Here is a 21,209-nt window from a genome sequence, read left to right as displayed (position 1 = left end):
TCAGAAATAAGGTTCAACATCGAAATACAGTTCCTTACTCTATCCCGTTCAGTACCTCTAACTTACCCTCTGTAATCAATTTCAGAATCAGTTCGCCGAACAGTGTATTTTGCCATGCAAACCACGGACGGGTAAATTTAGACGGATCGTCTTTATGGAAAGACTCATGCATGAAGCCCGTACCAGCATCGGTACTCATCAACATCTTTATGCACGAGCGGATTTCGTCATCGTCTTGACTGGTAAATGCTTTCATCATAATACTCATGGGCCATACCATGTCGTAACCGATATGAGGACCGCCTATTCCTTCCCCCGCTTTTCCTTTAAAGAAATAAGGATTATCTTCACTCCATACAAAACGGCGCGTGTTCTGATAAATCGGGTCGTTTACATCCACATCGCCCAAATAAGGCATTGCAAGCAAGCTGGGTACGTTAGCATCGTCCATCAGCAGATGATTGCCAAATCCGTCTACCTCGAATGCGTATATTTTACCGTATTTAGGATGATTGTAGATAGCGTATTTCTTCAGTGCCGTTTCTACCTCATTTGCCAGATCGGTACACTGCTTAGCCAATTCCGGCTTCTTATTCACCTGCTCTAAAACTTCGGCAGCTTTTCGCAGTGAAGTAACTGCAAAGAAGTTGGAAGGAATCAAGAACTGAAATGTTGTGGCATCGTCTGAAGGACGGAAAGAAGAAGCTATCAGACCTACAGGTTTTACAGGGTTACCCCAACCGTCGTTCGTCATCGTATCTAAAGCGCGCTCCGTCTTTCTTTGGAAAGAGTAAGAACCGCGGCCGTCTTTACGTTGCTGATCTTTAAACGTTATCAGGATATTTTGAATAGCCTCCAACCATAAGTCGCCAAAAACAGAAGCATCACCCGTAGTTTTCCAATAATGATATGCCAACCGCAAAGGATAGCACAGCGAATCTATCTCCCACTTACGCTCGTGGAGTTCGGGCTTCATATCGGTTTTGTCGCTCATCCATTCTCCGCCTACTGCCCCATCATTAAAACCATTTGCATAGGGATCGATATTGATACATTTCCACTGACGGAGAATAACCCCCCGAATCATTTTTCTCAAAGCCTCATCTTCGTTTGCCAAATCTACATACGGCCATACTTGAGCTCCCGAATCCCGCAACCACATGGCATGGATATCTCCTGTATAGACGAATGTATCATCATCGCCATCTTGAGTTCGATAATGTACCGTAGTATCAAGCGTGTTAGGGAAACAATTTTCAAACATCCATCTCAGATAAGGATTGGTCAATAACTTTTTCACCTCTTTTATTTTGGCTTCTACCGCTTCAGAATGAAACAAGCGTTTAGACGGGTCGGGGCGTTGTGATACATAATCTCGGATACTCTCACAAACGGCAACCGGATAAGTATCCGTCAGGGAAAGGGCATAGCCATCTGCTGGTATCAAAGCACCCCCCAAAACAGTTCCCAACAATAAACTTTTTACGTAAAATGAGTTTTTCATAGGCATTATATTTTTTAAGCACAGCAAAGATAAGTGAATGAATATGGCTTTCTATATCCAAAACTGACAATCATGTAATACATAAAAAAACAAGGCACAGCCAAGTTGCAAACTCTGTATATATACATGCCAAGAATGTATACATACATGTCATCCATCGTTAAAGAAACACTATATACCGAGTTTGCCAACATAAATTTCTTATACGGAACAATACGGATAGAAAGACTTCATGCTACCCAATAAAATAGAGCCGGCGTATCTTGCGGTACGTCGGCTTTTCTCATATATCATCATTTTCGACAAACAAAAGCGGGCTGCTTACTTCTTGATGAAAGCTCTTACTACAAACCACGCATGACGGAATACGGTAGACAGAAAACCGTAATGACGACACATGATACGGAAGCGTTCGTGAAGCGAAGCCTTATGATTCCGCGTCGTCATCCCTTCGTTAAGATAGTCAATCAGTACCAGATGGGTGTTATGCAAATTGGTACTTTGTTTCATTATGCGGATACACCAGTCGAAATCGGCTGAAAAGCGATAGCGCAGGTCATAGAATACCACACGGTCACGGCGCACAAAAAATGCCTGATGACAAACTAACATTCCTGCTTTAAAACTTTTCCACGTCAGTGTTTCGGGAGCTGACAAACGGCGCATCCGCAAGAAATGTCCATCCTCGTCTACGATAGCCGTTTCACCATAAAGAACGTCGGGCAATTCTGCCCCCGTAATAGAGTGTACCATCGACAAAAGCGTATCGTCTTCGTGTAAAGCATCGCCTGCATTCAGGAAACACAAATAATCGCCCGTAGCCAGCCGAATCCCTTTATTCATTGCGTCATATAAACCCTTATCCGGTTCGCTGATTACAGTCTGGATATGTTCTTTATACTTATTTACGATTTCCATCGTTCGGTCTTTCGAGCCACCATCTACAATGATGTATTCTACGTCACGATACGACTGAGTAATCACGCTCTGAATGGTATCTTCCAATACAGCTCCGGCATTATAGGTTACCGTAATAATGGAAAACTTCGGATGTACGCGGTGTAAATTATGCATGATTTCCTGTTATCTGATTATAAATCCGAATATACTGTCCTGCCACGATTGATTCTGAATAAGTGGTTACCGCTTTCCGGTAAGCCGCATCGCTCAAAGTCTCATAATCGCCTTCGGTTAGCGTCCAGTAAATGCCGTTTGCCAAGTCTTCCGCCGAACGGTATTGAGCTACATAGCCATTATGCAAATGGTCAATCATCTGCGGAATTCCCCCTACATTAAATCCTACGCAGGGAATGCCACACGCCATAGCCTCCACTATCGTATTAGGCAGATTATCTTGCAAAGAAGGAGTAACATAAAGGTCGACGGCATTATAGATATTAACCAACTCTTTTTCGTTGCTTACATAATCAATCTTGTAAGTAGGAAACGGAAACAGCGCATCATACTGGTCGGAATGTTTTCCCATAACCACCACTCCTATCTTGCTGCTGCATTCCGGATAGTCGCGTGACAACAATTTGCAGGCTTCTATCAGATATTCTATCCCTTTCCGCTTGTCGGTTATTTTCATCGAACTGAACAAAAGTAATTTTTTATCAAGAGGAAGATTCAATTTTTCACGGGCAAATTTCTTGGCACGCGGACGGAATAAATTCGTATTAATGGCATTGGGAATACTCAGGATAGTCTGTCCACTCAATAGAGAGCTTTTCTTCGCCATCGCTTCCAGCCAGTGGCTGCAAGCCACAAACGTTATGTTAGCCCCTGCATAGAGCTTTTCTTTCTTACGATACACGCGCGAAGACAAATCGTGCTTGTGAGACTTTATGAGTAATTCGCAATTATGACATTCGCCTGTATATTTTTCACAACTTCCGGAATAATGACAAATGCCCGTAAAGGGCCACATGTCATGCATCGTCCATACCACCGGTTTACCGGAATCAATGATACGGCGAATATCCCCCAGCGAAAGCATTCCTTGATTAATCCAATGAAGGTGAATCACATCGGCTTGGCGGAACTCCGGAAGCGAAGTTATATCCGTACCCATATTGGCTATATCTACGGCAAACAAGTTTTCACGCTTGAATCCGTTTGCAGCCCATATTACAATCCGCTCCCACGTAAACTGCCAGATTCTTCTCCATGACTTTTTCAATGGCACGACAGTAACCTGATCAGTCTGCTTGTTCCTCACCAGCATCTTAGCCTTGATGCCATTGTCTTTCAGCGCCTCCATCAGTCGGTTTGCAGCTATCGCCGCTCCTCCGATGCGCTCCGTCGTGTTAATAATAAGTACCCTCATGTTCAGCTATCTGGAATGTTTTTGCAAAGTTAGGAGTTTTTTCTACACGACAAACACGGATATGCAGAGTTTTCAAACATCCGTACCGAATCGCTATTTGCCGCGAACAATCCGCTTAATATCGTTCAACTTGTTTAATGCTTCTAATGGAGTAAGATTATTTACATCTAAATTCAGAATCTCATCGCGTATCTGACACAATACCGGGTCGTCTAACTGGAAAAAGCTAAGTTGCACTCCATCCGAAGAAACGGTTTTGGGAGTTACGGAGATGCCTTCCTGACGGTTTTCCGACTCTAACTGGCGCAGGATTTCTCCGGCACGCTTGACAATGGTTTTCGGCATTCCAGCCATCTTTGCCACGTGTATGCCAAAGGAATGTTCACTGCCGCCCCGCTCCAACTTGCGCAAGAATATCACCTTGTTATCCACTTCCTTCACTGATACATTATAATTCTTGATGCGCTTGAACTGTGCTTCCATGTCGTTCAGTTCGTGATAATGGGTAGCAAAAAGCGTACGCGCACGGGCTCTCTTATGTTCATGGATATGTTCTACGATAGCCCACGCGATGGAAATACCGTCGTAAGTAGAAGTTCCACGCCCCAATTCATCGAACAAGACAAGGCTGCGCGGAGAGAGGTTGTTCAGGATATCGGCAGCTTCATTCATTTCCACCATAAAGGTCGATTCGCCCACCGATATATTATCGCTGGCTCCTACGCGAGTAAATATCTTATCTACCAGTCCTACATGGGCACTTTCCGCCGGAACGAAGCAACCTATCTGCGCCATTAACGTGATGAGCGCCGTTTGGCGGAGCAAAGCCGACTTACCTGCCATGTTCGGGCCGGTGATGATGATGATCTGTTGGGTCTCGGTATCCAAATAAACGTCATTGGCAATGTATCGTTCACCCGGGGGAAGCTGTTTTTCGATTACCGGGTGTCTTCCCTGATGAATATCAAGCACATCGTCTTCAGCTATAACCGGACGTATATAATTATTTGCACGGGCTACGTTGGCAAACGAAAGCAGACAGTCTAACCGGGCTATTTGCGTGGCATTGATTTGAATAGCGGGGATAAATTCCGACAGTGCCATAACCAGCTCATTATACAGCCGGGTTTCCAACGCCAATATCTTATCTTCCGCTCCCAATATCTTTTCTTCGTATTCTTTCAGCTCCTGAGTGATGTATCGCTCGGCGTTGACCAGTGTTTGTTTACGAATCCAGTCTGCCGGAACTTTGTCTTTATGCGTGTTACGCACCTCGATGTAGTAACCGAACACATTATTATAAGCAATTTTCAAGCTGGGAATGCCGGTCAGCTCGCTTTCGCGTTGCTGAATCTGGAGCAAGCAGTCTTTCCCCGAATAAGCAATCCGACGCAGTTCATCCAATTCTTCGTTTACCCCGTCGGCTATCACCCCGCCTTTGTTGACCAGCAGCGGCGGATCATTTTTTATTTCTTTGGCTATCTTGTCGCGAATGGAAACGCAAGGATTCAGTTGCTCGCCAATGCGCCTCAGGCTTTCGTTATCAGCGTTCAGGCAAGCATTTTTGATGGGTTCGATGGCTTGCAGCGCCACTTTCAACTGTACCACTTCGCGAGGCGAGATGCGCCCTACGGCGGCTTTCGAAACGATGCGTTCCAAATCGCCTACCCGATGCAGTTGTTCTTCTACGAAATCCTTGAAATCGGGTTCGCGGAAGAAGTAGTCTACCACGTCCAAACGCTCGTTGATGGGTTTCACGTCTTTCAGGGGGAATACAATCCACCGCTTCAACAAGCGGGCCCCCATCGGACTGATGGTGTGGTCAATAACATCCAGCAGGCTCGTACCTCCTTCGTTCATGCTGTTTACCAGTTCCAGACTGCGGATGGTAAACTTGTCCAGACGCACGTAACGGTCTGCTTCGATGCGCGAAAGCGAAGTGATATGGCTTATCTGGTAATGTTGGGTCATATCGAGGTATTGTAAGATAGCCCCCGACGCAATGACGCCGTTCGTCAGATGTTCTACGCCAAACCCCTTCAAATTCTTGGTTTCAAAATGTTTCAGCAGTTTTTCGCGGGCAGAAGTCTCGGTAAATACCCAGTCGTCCAGCTCGAAAGTGAAGAACTTGCTTCCGAAATTTCCTTCAAACATGCCGCGCTTGCCCCGCTCGAAAAGCACTTCTTTCGGAGCGAAATTGTTCAGCAACTTGTCTACATAGTCGAATGTACCTTCGGCTGTCATAAACTCGCCCGTAGAGATATCAAGGAATGCCACGCCGCACGCCGATTTACCGAAATGAACGGCGGCAAGGAAGTTATTTTCTTTATACGAAAGAACGTTATCGCTGATAGCTACCCCCGGAGTCACCAGCTCGGTAATCCCTCGCTTTACCAGCTTTTTCGTGGTCTTCGGGTCTTCCAGCTGGTCGCAGATGGCAACACGACGTCCTGCCCGTATCAGTTTGGGCAGATAGGTGTCAAGCGCGTGATGTGGAAAACCCGCCATTTCTACGGTCTTCCCTTGCCCATTGGCACGTTTGGTCAGCGTAATGCCCAGAATCTCGGAAGCCGATACAGCATCTTCCGAATAGGTTTCGTAGAAGTCACCGCACCGGAACAGCATGATTGCGTCCGGGTGTTTTGCCTTCAGGTCGAAGTATTGTTTCATCATGGGGGTCAATACTACCTCATTATCCTTTGCCACAGTTAAGTCCTTTCTTTATTAGGGGTTAGATATTCAATCACAACATTGTCAACCGGGCAAAGATACGCTTTTTGCCGCGATTTGCCGAGAATCACGCCCTGCAATTTTTCTCTGCCAAACAGTAAGAGCCTGCTTAAACTCCCGATAAGGCAGTTTAAACAGGCTCTTATTTTAAATCAAAATCTTACCTATTAGCCCATGCAGCGTTTTTTTTATCTCTGCCGCATGACATCATTTCACCATCACTCCTACTTCACCCGGCTTAACGTGTGCTTTCGAACCGTTGGGAGAAGTTGCTTCCAACTTAATGAAACGCGCACTTGTCCCGGCGGGGAGACTTACGGTTTGCGGAAGCGGATTATACATGATGTTGCTGAATTCGCCGTCGGCTTTCAGCGTTTTCCATGTCTTGCCGTCTGTGCTGACCGAGAAGGTATAGCGGAACGCCATATCGGGCTTTGCCTGCGCGCCTTCGGGTGCGTATGTAAACGATTGCAGCGTAACGCTCTTGCCCAAATCAATAACCAGCGGAGTCTCGCTTACTAATTTCCACGATTCGCGCGGCAGGTTATTCCATTTGTTTTCCGCCACGGCTTCCTGCAAGGGAGCTGCATAGTAAGCAGCCACACGGCTCAGGTTTGCATTGCGGCGTGAAGAAAGGATTTTCACTTTCAGTTTCTCTGCCTTCATATCGGGTATTTGCACCATGCGCTTGTAACCGATGGTGGTTCCGGTAGCTATTTCGCGCCATGCGCCGTCAATAAGGGCTTCGAGGGAGAATGCTTCTACACGTTGCCCTTTCGCAATGTCTTCTTGCAGCATCACTACATTTATTACAGAGTCGGGAGTCAGGGTATAGACTTGTTCTTTGCCCGAAGCCACCTGTTTCAGCCCTTCTCCGTCGGTCACGCGGTTATGAGCGAATATTGATTTGCGGTAAGCTGCAAATTCTTTCAGACGGGCTACATCTGCTTCGTGAATCAATCCCCGGCGGTCGGGCGGTATGTTCAACAGCAACACGGAGTTATATCCTACCGAACGGAAATAGATATCCGACAAGTGTTTCAGGCTCTTTACCTGATTATCTTCGCGTGAATGATAGAACCATCCCGGACGGATGGATACATCGACTTCAGAAGGATACCAGAACAGTTCGTTTGCCTTTGCCAAGATATCGCGGCCACCTAAGTCGGAGGATGTTTCAGAAATACCAAGCGCTTTTTTGTTGGCTGCCGAGCGTGCATATACTCCCGGTGTCAGTACGGTTGCGCTCCATTCGGTTTCACGTCCCAATCCTTTTTCATTGCCTACCCAGCGCACATCGTCGCCCATAATCGCCATGACAGCTTCGGGCTGGAGCTTACGGATGGTCTGGTAGAAGGTATCCCAGTCGTATTCCTGCTTCTTACCGTTCGGGCCTTCGCCGTTCGCTCCGTCAAACCATACTTCGTGTACTTTCCCGTAGTTTGTCAGGAGTTCGGTCAACTGTTCAACGAAGAATTTATTGTATGCCGGCGAATCACCATAACAGGAGGCATTTCTATCCCACGGCGAGAGGTATACGCCAAACTTCATATCGTATTTGTCGCACGCATCGCGAAGTTCGCGCACCACGTCACCTTTGCCGTTTTTCCACGCCGACGAAGCTACCGAATGTTTCGTGGTCTTCGTAGGCCACAGGCAGAAGCCATCGTGATGTTTGGCTGTCAGGATAACCATTTTAAAGCCGCATTCTTTCAATACTCTTACCCACTGGTCGGCATCCAGTTCCGTAGGATTGAACAGGTTCGGGTCTTCCGTTCCGTCGCCCCACTCCCGGTCAGTAAATGTATTGATACCAAAGTGTAGGAAGGCAGTCAACTCCTGCTGCTGCCACGCCAACTGTTGAGGTGTAGGAACCAAACGGGCAGCAATATCTACCTTTTGTTCTACTGTGGCTCCGGTAGGAAAGGTTACATGTTTTACATAATACGATTCCGTTTCTTGTGCCTGAATCGTCGGCACTCCTGCCAAGAAGAGCAGCAGGGGTAATAATAGCTTTTTCATTACTTTTTATTTTTAGCTTGGTTAACGGGATATCCCTGAAAAGCAAAGGTAACGAATCGGCTTCATGTATGCAACGTTTCGCACGGAAAATAAATTGGCGCGAATCCGATATCGCATCGCACTCGCGCCCATCATGATAAAGAAATGTTTATTCGGCAATACAGATGCTTACGCGGTTCTGGCGTGCAGAATCAAACGGTTGCTCCGTATCTCCTTTATAGTCTACCGTTATACGGTTGGCTTCAATACCTTGCGCCTTCAGTGCAGCGGCAACAGCTTCGGCGCGTTTCTTTGAGAGTTGCAGGTTGTAGTCCGCCGTTCCTGTCTGCTTGTCGGCATAGCCGCAGATGGTTACCTTGCAGTTGGCATGTTCTTTCATGAATGCGGCGAGCTTGTCCACCTTGCCCTGTTCGCTCTCGCGGATGGTTGCCGAATCAATCCGGAAGAATACGTTTTCGGTGGTCGTAACCTTTTCCACTACCGGCTGCGGTGCGGGTTGTTCCACTACCGGTTCTTCCTTAGGCTCTGCGGGAGGAGCGGGAACGGGTTCCGGGTCGTAATAAACCGGCTCGGTCTTGCGGGTGGTCTTGCCGAACTTGATGGTGAATCCCGCCAAAGCGTTGAACTGCCAGTCGGCATTTCCTGCCTTCTTCGAGTTGAACTTGTCGGAAAGTACGTTTCCGTTTACTTCGAGGTTGAAGTAAAGGCGTTTGCTCAGGCGGATGTTCGTACCGAGTCCCATGCGGCCCGTCACGTTGAACTTGTTATCCCGCCAGAGGTATGCCAGCGTATTGCCCGCGTCGTTTATCGCTACCGCCTCGTCGTTGTTGAACGCACCGTTCAAGCCGATTCCGGCAAACAGGTAGGCGTTGAACACACGGTCGGGATTGTAGCGGCAGAACAGCGCACTCAAATCCAATGTGGCATCGATGTTTCCTTGCAGGTAGTTGTAATCATAAATCTGCTGCGGACACACCCAAGCACCCTTTGCCTGCCATCCGCTGATGCCGGCACGAAGTCCCCACAGCGGGGTGAACTGGTAGCCTCCGTAAATGGCGGCAGCCGGTGAAATCATGTCGCCAAACTTGATTTCGCTTTTGGTAAACGCCGCGCCCGCCTGTACCTGCATGTACCAATGCGGATTAAACACGGTTTTTCCTTCTTCCTTGATACGAAGATTCGACGTGTCGGTGGTCTGTGCAAATGCCGTACCCGAAACGCACAGTCCGAGCACCAATGCGGTTAAGTCTCTTCTTAGTTTCATAATTATATGGTTTTAAAGGTTTATGAATATCGCATTTCACCCATGCAGGAGCGTATCGCATACGCCCGAAAACACGAATGACAGACATTCATTTAAAGGTTAAACGATTCCCTTAAAAAGTAACCTCTGCCGGGGCGAAAGCTCTGTCGCCGGCAAGGGTTTTGATTTCCTTGCTTCCCTGTCCTGCGGTTTTTATCGCCAGATACCACTGTCCGTCTATGCGGACGGGGTTAAACATCAGCGAAACACCTTTCGACGGCCTTTCATCTGCCGCACGCAGGCGAGAATACGTAGTATATTTCATATCGTTGTTTCCTTGAGTGGCAAATGCCAGATACTCGAACGCATAATCTACCACGGGGAAACGGGTGAAACGTTTTTTCATGTTTGCTTTTTCTTCGTCGGACAGCTTGCGGAGCTTCGTACCGTCGACGGTATAAAGCATGTCGATAGCCTGTTCTACGCTATCGGCTTTCAGCAGCTCCATGCAGCGTGTAGCTTGGGTTTTCACTGCCGATGTGTCGGCAGCGGTAAGTGTAGCCGCAAACTCGGCTTTCGCATCGCCCAGTGACTTGGGGCGCGCGGCTTCTTTCGCCTTTTCTCCGCCGCACGAGGCAAGACAGCCTACCACGGAAACAAGCAAAATTAATTTTATTACTTTATTCATAATGATTCGTTAAGACAATAAAAGGTGTACCCATACGGGGCACACCTTTTACATTTAGTTATAATCGTGGAAGATTATTATTCATTAGCCATTGTAGCATCAACATGAGCTTTGATTTCACCCTTCAATGTACCCCAAGCGTATACGATTTCAACCGGGATAATCATATCGAAGTCGCGAACGTTAGCTTCGTTGTTTCTGTAAGTGATAGAAGAAGTATTCAATTCGCTTACACCGCTGATGTCAACAGTTGCAACACCGCTTGTATAGCGATTACCATTTCTTGCATCGAATACAGACAATTCTACTGCAGGAGCAACCTGAGATAACTTAGCCCATGAACCGTTCAAATTACAAGTAACTTCGTCCAAAAGAACATTCATGCTTTCAATGTGGTAGTAATCATACAACGGACATCCGTTTTCAACAGCTGATGTATAAGCACCGCTTGTACCAACGATCAATACTTGATCACGCCAGTCGCTCAATCCGAACAAGTCACCCAAGATTACTGTAGAACCGTTAGCCTGTGCATCGATGAAGTTAGCATCGTTACCCGGCAGAATATCCAACGGACGCAAGAAGCGAACATTGAATGTTTCATCACCCAAAGGCAGGTCACAATAATCGTAAGTAGCAACAAGAGTTACTTTCGCATAAGTGTTAGGATAAGCATGACCCCACAAGTTCAATACTTCTTTAGCGGTTGCATTGTCTTGGTAATCCAAAACGCCTGTTGCCGGATTAATTTCAGCAATAGCAGTACCGTTAGCATACAATACTGAACCACTCGGACTTACAGTCAAGATATATGTAGTTCCATCAGGACCTTCGAGATTGTCTTGAGTTTTAGCAAATCTGAAGTAATAGTTCGTACCCAAAGTTGTCAAATCATAGAACGCATTCTGTTCAGCATCTGTCGGAACAATCTGAACTTGGTTTCCTACATAGTATTCATCAATGTCTTTGAAGTAATCCAGAACTTCCCATGAACCAATACCCGAATTAGTAGGACGCGGTACATTCATACGTACTGTATCTCTCTCTTCCTTATTAGTCAAGCTTTCAGGATACCAGTAACGGTCAATTCTTTCAACGAATTTTACTTCAGGAGCTTTAACAACCTTGATAGTCATTCCAACGTATACATAGTTGATACCACCGTCTTTGTTAGAGATGAACTTAGCATACAATGTAAACTCACGGTTCGTAGCAGCAGCAATGATGTTATCCAATTCGATAATACTACCAGCCCATTCTACTACATCGTTCGTAGTCGGAACTGGAGCATCTTTGTGTTCGATCATTGTACCATAGATGTTACCTGATACTAACTTCATTTCGTTGTTAGCGTCCTTAATGTAAGTTTCACCCGAAACCATTGAGTAAGCATCACGGAAGTCTTTGATACTCATGTGCAACATTTCGATTACTTCATCGCTCATGTCTGCCCAAGAGAATGTGTTGCTGAAGCCGTCGCATACGTAAGGAGCTTCCCAGCTGTCAACTACTACATCTTTTTCGTTCATTTCACGAGTGATGTTAATCTTAATGTATCCTGCCAAAACGATATCGCCGGCTTCATTTTCCAATGTAACAAGAACAATCGGACGACGACCGATAGCTGATACACCATCTTCATCAGAACCTTCAGGAATAGGTTGCTGTGTAATGTTGCCGTTTCCGGTTTCATCACCTGCTCCATCGTTTTCACCTACTACCATACACGGAGTAAATTCACCAGTGTTCTGGTCAACCATACCGTACATGCTTTCAGAAGTCTGGTTTGTACCCAAAGTGTAAGGCAACATTTGATATTGCCATTTCAAACCATATCTTTTAACAACTTCATCATAACCCATGCTCTGATGTACGCCTGAAGTCGGCAATGTCCAGTTCTGAGACAAGTAGTGAACTTGCAACAATTTGCTCAAATCCAATGTTCCACCATTGTATTCCCAATCCAAAGTAGCAACATTCTTCAATGCTTCTTCACCGGTATTATACAAATCTTTCGGACAAGCAGGGTTTTCCGATGTAGTATGGTCGATGAATGCAATAGCTTGCAGTGATTCAACTACCGGAACAAGCGCTGCATAGTCAGAAGTAATGGTCTTTTCTTCACTTGCATTTAGAGTCTTTGCTTCGAGAGCCATTACAGAGATGTTAGAAGATTCGGTATGTTCACCACCCTTACCTGCCAACAATTCCGGGCTTTGAAGTTGGTAAGTAACTTTCAAATCACCGTCTTCTTTTACCTTGTTAAGGTAGTTCACCTTTACACCGGCACCGTTAGCACGTGTTGAGATGTATTCCGGATTGTCATACAAGAATTCATAGCTATAATCGTCTTCAGCTGCGCTTGACGGATTCATGTGGTAAACCACTTCATCCTTAGAACCAAGGGTATAAGCACCGGCAGCAACCGGACGGTTCAAATCAGGAATATTATAGCGAACCACTTCACCTTTCAATTCATCGAAATAGTCTCCGGCAACTTGACCTTCCAAAGTTACGTAGTTACCATCAAGGTATTCATATTTAGTAGCTTCAACTCCGTCGAGATACAATTCAGGAGCAAATACCAAAGCTTTCAGGATTCTGCTCAAATTGATAACTACTGTACCTTCTTCTACTCCATCAACAGTCAAAGTTTCATTGTAAATATCCCATACAACAGAAACACCGCCTGCAACAGGGTTCGTCCAAGCAACTCCTGAATTAGATTCTGTTTTGTTACCTTCGGCGTCGATTTCAACTTTTACCCAGAAACCTTCAAATTCGCCTTCAGTACCCGGATAGTAATAAATACCACCAGCTACACTTGAACCCGGAGTTCCCGGTTCTCCCTGAGGACCTTGTTCTCCCTGTTCACCTTTTTCGCCTTGTGCACGCCATCCGCTATCTTTACCGTCGATAAACCAGTTACCGTTCTCACCGATAGTAATAACCGAACCCGGAGTACCGGCTGCACCATCAGCGCCGTCTTTACCGTTCGTCAATTCGAAAGTAGTTCCGTCGCTCAACGTAACGACTACACCGTTGTCGGTTTTCTCTACACCACTGATAGTAGCACCTTCGTTGACTTGTGTTTGAAGTGCTTCTAAAGTACTTCTCACTTCATCTACACGCTCGTTTACTGAGTTGATATCATCATCGTAATCAGAACATCCGGTGAATGTTCCGCCCGCCATGATGAGACTACCCAACAGAAGAGCACCTACAAATTTTTTGTTCATAAAAAAAGATAATTTAAGAAAGTTAATAATGTATTCTTTACCTTTTGCTTCTATTTTATGTTTGCTATCTTTGCATATCCGGCAAGCGTGCTGTAAAAGAAAAGGAACGCAGTTTGACAGGAAAGAAGGAGAACTTAATATCTTATGCTAAATGGAGATTGGTTGCTTACATCAGATAGCTTCTTTTTGTCTCCCTGCGTTCGCTTCGAACAGTCTTTGCCCCTATTTCAAAGATTTCAGGGGACAAATGTAACTTATGCTAATACATTGCTGTTTGTCGAAGCGTATATTTAAGTTTACGTATTGACAAATCAAATGTATTAACCTACAAATCAACAACTTCCAACTGTTCTTTATTTAAAGAAAAATATGAAAAGACAAAAAAAGAAAAGTGTAAAAATGCTGTCGGGCGGACATTGCACACCCGCCTCATCCGCCTCAATTTCCCGCCCCAAACCATAGGCTTCGGACAGCCTGCGGAACACCCGAAAACGCAAGCGGATGCGTTGCCCAACACATGCGGTAGAACCGGGTAACGCTTGCGGTAGAACCGGCTTACGCATCCGCATGAATTTTTACCCCGCTCCGGAGGTGCTATTTTTGTCTGCCGATGCGGAAAAAGGTCGCAAATTATCACTAACTTTGCAAACGCAACGTAACCGAAACACCCAAGCAATCAAAACTCTTATATAATATATGGAAAAGAAATTCAAACGAACCACCGTTACTTCGGCACTGCCTTACGCTAACGGACCGGTTCATATCGGACACTTGGCAGGGGTTTACGTGCCTGCCGACATTTACGTGCGCTACCTGCGCCTGAAGAAAGAAGACGTGCTCTTCATAGGAGGCTCGGACGAACACGGTGTGCCTATCACCATCCGCGCCAAGAAAGAAGGCGTTACGCCGCAAGACGTGGTAGACCGTTACCACACGCTTATCAAAGATTCGTTCAAGGAGTTCGGCATCTCGTTCGACGTGTACGGACGTACCAGCTCGGCCATTCATCACCAGACGGCTTCCGATTTCTTCCGCAAGCTGTACGACAAGGGTGAGTTTATCGAAAAGACCTCGGAACAGTATTACGACGAGGAGGCGCATACTTTCCTTGCCGACCGCTACATTACGGGAGAATGTCCGCGCTGCCATGCCGAAGGCGCATACGGCGACCAGTGCGAGAAATGCGGAAGCACGCTTTCGCCTACCGAACTGATTAACCCGAAGAGTGCCATCAGCGGAAGCAAACCGGTAATGAAAGAAACCAAACACTGGTATCTGCCACTCGACAAGCACGAGGGCTGGCTGCGCAAATGGATTCTGGAAGACCATAAGGAGTGGCGGCCGAACGTGTACGGACAGTGTAAGAGCTGGCTCGACATGGGGCTGCAACCGCGCGCCGTGAGCCGCGACTTGGACTGGGGAATCCCCGTTCCGGTAGAGGGAGCTGAAGGGAAAGTATTATATGTATGGTTCGACGCGCCCATCGGGTACATTTCGAACACGAAAGAGCTGCTGCCCGACTCGTGGGAAAAATGGTGGAAAGACCCTGAAACCCGCCTCGTACACTTCATCGGAAAAGACAACATCGTGTTCCACTGCATCGTGTTCCCTGCCATGCTGAAAGCCGAAGGAAGTTACATCCTGCCCGACAACGTACCGGCAAACGAGTTCCTGAACTTGGAGGGCGACAAAATTTCGACTTCGCGCAACTGGGCGGTGTGGCTGCACGAATACCTGCGCGATTTCCCCGGCAAGCAAGACGTTCTGCGCTACGTGCTGACTGCCAACGCTCCGGAAACGAAAGACAACGACTTTACGTGGAAAGACTTCCAAGCACGCAACAACAACGAGCTGGTGGCCGTTTACGGTAACTTCGTGAACCGCGCGATGGTGCTTACCCACAAGTATTTCGATGGGAAAGTGCCTGCCTGCGGCGAACTGACCGACTACGACCGCGAGACGCTGAAAGAATTTGCCGACGTAAAGACGGAAGTAGAAAAGCTGCTTAACGTATTCAAGTTCCGCGATGCACAGAAGGAGGCAATGAACTTGGCACGCATCGGCAACAAGTACCTTGCCGACACCGAACCGTGGAAGCTCGCCAAAACGGACATGAACCGCGTGGCTACCATCCTGAACATCGCACTTCAATTAGTGGCTAACCTTTCCATCGCTTTCGAACCGTTCCTGCCGTTCAGTTCGGAAAAACTGCGCAAGATGTTGAACTTAGACAGCTTCGACTGGGAACAGTTGGGACGTACCGACCTGCTGCCTACCGGACACGAGTTGGGCAAGGCGGAACTGCTGTTCGAGAAGATAGAAGACAGCGTAATCGAAGCTCAGGTACAAAAGTTGCTCGACACGAAGAAGGCTAACGAGGCTGCCAACTACAAGGCAAACCCGATTAAGCCCGTCATCTCGTTCGAAGACTTCGAGAAGTTAGACATCCGCGTAGGTACGGTACTGGAGTGTGAAAACGTGCCCAAGATGAAGAAGCTCCTGAAATTCAAGATTGCCGACGGACTGGAAAACCGCACCATCGTGAGCGGCATCGCCCAACACTACAAGCCCGAAGAGCTGGTAGGCAAACAGGTATTGTTCATCGCCAACCTTGCCCCGCGCCAATTCAAGAACGGATTAGTGAGCGAGGGTATGATACTGAGCGCCGAAAACTTCGACGGATCGCTCGCCGTGACTTCGCTGCTGAAAGAGGTGAAACCCGGAAGCGAAGTAAAATAATGATTTGCTGAAAACCCACCATGCCGGAACGCTCGCTGAAAGACAAAACTGCCAAAGGCCTCCTGTGGGGAGGCATCAACAACGGGGCGATGCAACTGCTGAACCTGATATTCGGCATCATCACCTCGCGCATCCTCAACGACACCGATTACGGCATGGTGGGTATGCTCAGCGTTTTCTCGCTGATAGCCGGCTCGCTGCAAGAAAGCGGTTTTACCGCCGCATTAGTAAACAAGAAAGACATACGCCACGAAGATTATAACGCCGTGTTCTGGTTTTGTTCGGGCGTGAGCCTCGCGCTCTATCTGATTCTGTTTTTCTGCGCTCCGCTCATCGCCGGCTTCTATAACCAGCCGGTTCTGGTTCCGCTGGCGCGCTACTCGTTTTTAGGCTTCCTGATAGCCAGTTTAGGCATCTCACACAGCGCGTACCTTTTCCGTAACCTGATGGTGAAACAAAAGGCGCTGACCTCTATCATCGCACTGACGGTTTCCGGAATAGCAGGAGTCGTGTTAGCCCTTACAGGCTTTTCTTATTGGGGTATCGCCACCCAAAGCATCGTTTACGTGGCGGCAGTAAATCTCTGCTACCTCTACTTTTCGCCGTGGCGTCCCACGTGGAACATTAATTTCCGTCCGCTGAAAGGAATGATTGGTTTCAGCAGCAAGCTATTGGTAACAAACATCTTTACACACATCAACAACAACCTGTTTTCCATCATCTTGGGGCGTTACTACTCGGAACGGGAAGTAGGACAGTTTAATCAAGCTAACAAATGGAACCTGATGGGGCACTCGCTCATCAGCGGCATGGTAAACAGCGTGGCGCTGCCGGTATTGCGCCAAGTGTCTGACGACACCGGCCGCCAGCAACGGGTATTCCGGAAGATGCTCCGATTTACGGCGTTTATGTCGTTTCCCGCCATGTTAGGGCTGTCGCTCGTGGCTCCGGAACTCATCACCATCGCCATCACCGACAAATGGCTGCCCAGCGCACACATCCTGCAACTCTTGGCAGTAGGCGGCGCGTTCATCCCCGTAACGAACCTCTACACCAATCTGATTATCAGCAAAGGGAAATCGAACATCTTTATGTGGAACACCATCGCACAAGGAATGGTGCAACTGATAACCATGTACCTGCTCTACCCTTACGGCATCCACACGATGCTTGCGGTGTATGTAGCGGTCAACATAGCATGGCTCGGCGTGTGGCATTACTTCGTATGGCGCGAGATACGCCTCGGCTTCTTCCACGCCCTGAAAGATATTTTCTCGTTCGGCATCATCGCCGCCGCAGTCATGGCAGGCGTGGCGTTCATCACCCGCCCGATAGAAAATATCTACCTGCTGGCTCTTGCCAAAATACTTTCCGCCGCCGCGCTTTATATCATTATTCTTTGGGCGAGCGGCTCGGTAACGTTTAAAGAGAGCCTGCAATATTTATTGAAAAAGAAAGCATAAACATATAATAGAAGACATAGACATATAGATTATGAAGACCGTTTCTGTCGTAATGTGTACGTATAATGGAGAGGTTTTCTTACGCGAGCAATTAGACTCTATCGTAACACAAACCCACCCCATACACGAACTGATTATTCAAGATGACTGCTCTACCGACCACACAGCCGAAATCGTGACGGAATATGCCCAACGTTATCCGTACATCCGCTTTCACCGGAACACGCAGAACTTGGGATTTAACCGCAACTTCCAAGACGCGCTATCGAAAGCCACGGGAGACTTTGTTGCCATTGCCGACCAAGATGACATCTGGTATCCCGAAAAGATACAGAAGCAAGCGGAAACCATCGGCAGACACGACATCTGCATATCTGCCTACCATACGGGAAGCACTTACCGGACAGACGGTTCGATGCAGACGGTCACTCCCTGCTACGAGCTTTCCTACCTCCTCTTTTACGACAGTACGCCCGGACACAGCATGTTGATACGCAGGGATTTCTTACAGGATGTATTCGCCCAATGGGACGGACACATCGTTTACGACTGGTGGCTCTCGGTAAACGCCCATTTAGGCAGGGGAATCGTATGCGTAGACCGTCCCTTAAACTGGCATCGCCCTCACAATGCTTCCGCCATGACCCGCCTCAAGGAACGGTATGCCTCCCACATTCCGCCGAAACCCACATGGCAACCCTACGTTTACGGCATACGCAAATACCGCGAACAGCAGCTCCTGCCTACATGGAAGTTTTTCTACGGATACATCGAACGCCGCACCTCCGACCCGAAATTCGCCCTTCCCCATGCGCTGAGCCACCTGATGCTGAAACGGGATGTGCTGAGCTTCCTGCGCCTCTGCCGCCTGTGTATGAAGTACAAACAACATATCTACTTCTATCCGCGCCAGAAAGGAATAGCCAGCTATGTCCGCGCTTTCTTCTATCCGGCGATACGCGCATACGGAAATACGTATTTCTATCTTTAACATTGCTCTCCGAAATAGTCAAAACTGCTTAATCAATCATTACTTTTGGGTATTTTTCCATTTTTTAAAATGCTTCTGATGGCTTTTTCTGAAATAAGCCCTATCTTAGCAAAAGATTAACGAAAACCTTGATTTCACCATGAGCAATATTAACTATTATTGTGTCATTATGGCTGGCGGAATAGGGCGTCGGTTCTGGCCTTACAGTCGGAAAGCATTGCCCAAGCAGTTTCTTGACTTTTTCGGAACAGGACGCACGTTACTGCAACAAACTTACGACCGGTATAAACAAATCATTCCTCCCGAAAACATTTATATCACTACTCACCGAGATTACAAAGAGTTGGTAAAGAATCTGCTCCCCGAAGTAGATGAAAGCAGGCTGATTGTTGAAGAAGAACGCCGGAACACGGCTCCCGCCATCGCTTATGCGTCGCACGTTATCCAAAAAGTTAATCCGGACGCTACCATTGTAGTAGCACCTTCGGACCATCTGATTCTGAAGACGGACGAATTTAAGCAAGCCATCCTGAAAGGAATGGAATTTGCATCACACTCCGGTAAACTGCTGACTTTAGGCATCAAGCCAAGTTATCCTGAAACGGGATATGGATATATCCAGATAGACGAAAAAGAAAAAGATAATTTTTATAAGGTAAAGACATTCATCGAGAAGCCGGCACGCGAATTTGCCGAAGTATTTGTACAGAGCAACGAATTTTATTGGAATTCGGGCATATTCATCTGGCACGTCAATACGATACTGCAAGCATTCCATGAAATGATGGCAGAAGTTTGTCCGCGCGTGGAATGTGACACTCCTGATTTCAGTGCCTGCCCGAACAGTTCCATTGATTACAGCATCATGGAAAAGGCAAACAATGTTTACGTACAGCTTTGCGACTTCGGATGGGCAGACATCGGTACATGGGGTTCGCTGTACGACGCTTCGCCGAAAGATGAAAACCGAAATGTCATCGTCAACAGCAATACGCTGTTATATAACTGCAAAGAAAACATCATCCTGATGCCGGAAGACAAACTTGCCGTGATTCAGGATTTAGAAGGGTATCTGGTAGTTGAACGGGGGAATGCCTTGCTGATTTGTAAGAAAGACGACCAAAACGCCATCCGCAAATTTGTTAATGATGTAGAAATGAAATTCGGAGAAAAATATTCATAAACATTCTTCCCGACATAAAAAAGATTCACCCCGAAAGGCAGCGGACAAATCCGTTATATGCGCCTTTCGGGGTGAATTATTTATTTCAAATAGGAAAATTGGTCTTACATTACAGGGTATTGTCTGCTTCCCATGCGTTACGGATAGCGTCTGCTATTTGGGTAAACTCCTCATCGCTCAATTTCAGTTTCGGATTAGAGAACAACATATCCGATTCTTTCTGTATCGGAATCAGGTGAATATGTGCATGGGGCACTTCCAAACCGATAACTGCTTCGCCTACCTTTTTACAAGGGATAACTTTCCGGATTGCTTTTGCCACAGATTTGGCAAATACATGGATTGCTGCCACTTCGTCGTCGTTCAAATCGAAAAGGTAATCTACCTCACGTTTCGGCACTACCAGCGTATGCCCTTTCACCAACGGGTTAATATCGAGGAAAGCATAGAACGACTCGTTTTCTGCCACCTTGTAGCTAGGAATTTCTCCTGCAATGATTTTACTGAATATTGTTGCCATAGTGATAAATATTAAAAAGGCAAGCCTGCACGAAGCAGACCTGCCTTGCTATGTTTTTAAAAAGATATACCTGTAACTTCGAGGCTGATTTTACCCTGCGGGATAGTGATTTCTGCAATATCGCCTACTTTTTTACCCAACAAGCCCTGTGCAATCGGAGTAGTAACAGAAATCTTTCCCTCTTTCAGGTTGGCTTCACTTTCAGACACGATAGTATAAGCCATTTTCATGCCTGTCTTTACGTTTTTCAGTTCCACGCGAGTAAGAATCTGAACGGTGTCGGCATTGAGTTTTGACGTATCAATAATCTTGGCGTCGCCAATGGTAGCTTTCAGCTGATTGATTTTCATTTCCAGCAAGCCTTGTGCTTCTTTTGCCGCATCGTATTCTGCATTTTCTGACAAATCGCCCTTATCACGTGCTTCCGCAATGGCAGCCACAATTTTCGGACGTTCTACAGATTCCAAATGTTTCAATTCGGCAACCAGTTTCTGGTAGCCTTCTTCTGACATATAAGCCATAATTTTCCTCCTAAATATTCGTTATTACTATATTATA

At 46.8% G+C, this 21,209-nt stretch carries 14 protein-coding genes; 4 read left to right on the top strand and 10 right to left on the bottom strand.

The features are described 5' to 3' along the window. Positions 1-34 precede the first annotated feature (34 nt). From H9626_RS07965 to H9626_RS07930, 8 genes are all read right to left on the bottom strand, one after another. Positions 35-1,504: a glycoside hydrolase family 125 protein gene (locus H9626_RS07965; RefSeq protein WP_438616942.1), complete on the bottom strand. Its 1,470-nt coding sequence runs from the start codon at positions 1,502-1,504 to the stop codon at positions 35-37. A 321-nt stretch (positions 1,505-1,825) separates the two neighbouring features. After that, the gene (locus H9626_RS07960; RefSeq protein WP_191710147.1) at positions 1,826-2,578 is read right to left on the bottom strand and encodes a glycosyltransferase family 2 protein; all 753 of its coding nucleotides are present in this window, start codon (positions 2,576-2,578) and stop codon (positions 1,826-1,828) included. Continuing rightward, the gene (locus H9626_RS07955; protein ID WP_178257254.1) at positions 2,571-3,833 is read right to left on the bottom strand and encodes a glycosyltransferase family 4 protein; all 1,263 of its coding nucleotides are present in this window, start codon (positions 3,831-3,833) and stop codon (positions 2,571-2,573) included. The genes H9626_RS07960 and H9626_RS07955 overlap by 8 nt, the downstream gene beginning before the upstream one ends. A 93-nt stretch (positions 3,834-3,926) precedes the next feature. After that, entirely contained in the window at positions 3,927-6,506 is a 2,580-nt protein-coding gene (mutS, locus tag H9626_RS07950) for a DNA mismatch repair protein MutS (RefSeq protein ID WP_178257303.1), read from the bottom strand. Positions 6,507-6,770: 264 nt separating this feature from the next. Further along, a complete protein-coding gene (locus H9626_RS07945) occupies positions 6,771-8,585 on the bottom strand; it encodes an alpha-L-fucosidase (RefSeq protein ID WP_178257253.1) in 1,815 nt (604 codons plus the stop codon). A 148-nt stretch (positions 8,586-8,733) separates the two neighbouring features. Continuing rightward, complete coding sequence (locus tag H9626_RS07940) at positions 8,734-9,849, bottom strand: OmpA family protein (RefSeq protein ID WP_191710146.1); 1,116 nt, start codon at positions 9,847-9,849, stop codon at positions 8,734-8,736. 112 nt (positions 9,850-9,961) lie between these two features. Continuing rightward, positions 9,962-10,516: a hypothetical protein gene (locus tag H9626_RS07935; RefSeq protein WP_191710145.1), complete on the bottom strand. Its 555-nt coding sequence runs from the start codon at positions 10,514-10,516 to the stop codon at positions 9,962-9,964. A gap of 77 nt (positions 10,517-10,593) precedes the next feature. After that, positions 10,594-13,755 (bottom strand): PL29 family lyase N-terminal domain-containing protein, encoded by a 3,162-nt coding sequence (locus tag H9626_RS07930; RefSeq protein WP_191710144.1) that lies wholly within the window; start codon positions 13,753-13,755, stop codon positions 10,594-10,596. A 696-nt stretch (positions 13,756-14,451) separates the two neighbouring features. Between H9626_RS07930 and metG the strand changes: the two genes are divergently transcribed. The 4 genes from metG (at position 14,452) to H9626_RS07910 (ending at position 20,131) form a co-directional block, all read left to right on the top strand. Further along, positions 14,452-16,494: a methionine--tRNA ligase gene (metG, locus tag H9626_RS07925; protein ID WP_178257249.1), complete on the top strand. Its 2,043-nt coding sequence runs from the start codon at positions 14,452-14,454 to the stop codon at positions 16,492-16,494. Positions 16,495-16,514: 20 nt separating this feature from the next. Next, positions 16,515-17,957: an O-glycosylation flippase gene (gene wzx / locus H9626_RS07920; RefSeq protein ID WP_191710143.1), complete on the top strand. Its 1,443-nt coding sequence runs from the start codon at positions 16,515-16,517 to the stop codon at positions 17,955-17,957. A 31-nt stretch (positions 17,958-17,988) separates the two neighbouring features. Continuing rightward, positions 17,989-18,948 carry a glycosyltransferase gene (locus H9626_RS07915; RefSeq protein WP_191710142.1) on the top strand — a complete coding sequence of 320 codons (960 nt, stop codon included), beginning with the start codon at positions 17,989-17,991 and terminating at the stop codon, positions 18,946-18,948. Between the two features lie 139 nt (positions 18,949-19,087). After that, entirely contained in the window at positions 19,088-20,131 is a 1,044-nt protein-coding gene (locus tag H9626_RS07910; protein ID WP_178257246.1) for a mannose-1-phosphate guanylyltransferase, read from the top strand. A gap of 109 nt (positions 20,132-20,240) precedes the next feature. Here the strand turns inward: H9626_RS07910 and H9626_RS07905 are convergent, their stop codons facing one another. Further along, positions 20,241-20,651, bottom strand: a complete 411-nt coding sequence (locus H9626_RS07905; RefSeq protein ID WP_178257245.1) for an HIT family protein — start codon at positions 20,649-20,651, stop codon at positions 20,241-20,243. A gap of 56 nt (positions 20,652-20,707) precedes the next feature. Then, complete coding sequence (gene greA, locus H9626_RS07900; RefSeq protein ID WP_178257244.1) at positions 20,708-21,172, bottom strand: transcription elongation factor GreA; 465 nt, start codon at positions 21,170-21,172, stop codon at positions 20,708-20,710. Between the last annotated feature and the right edge of the window lie 37 nt (positions 21,173-21,209).

The sequence above is a fragment of the Phocaeicola faecium genome, assembly GCF_014837055.1.
Taxonomy (GTDB): domain Bacteria; phylum Bacteroidota; class Bacteroidia; order Bacteroidales; family Bacteroidaceae; genus Phocaeicola; species Phocaeicola gallinarum.
Note: the sequence above shows the minus strand (reverse complement) of the source record. Positions and strands in the feature narration are given on the sequence as shown.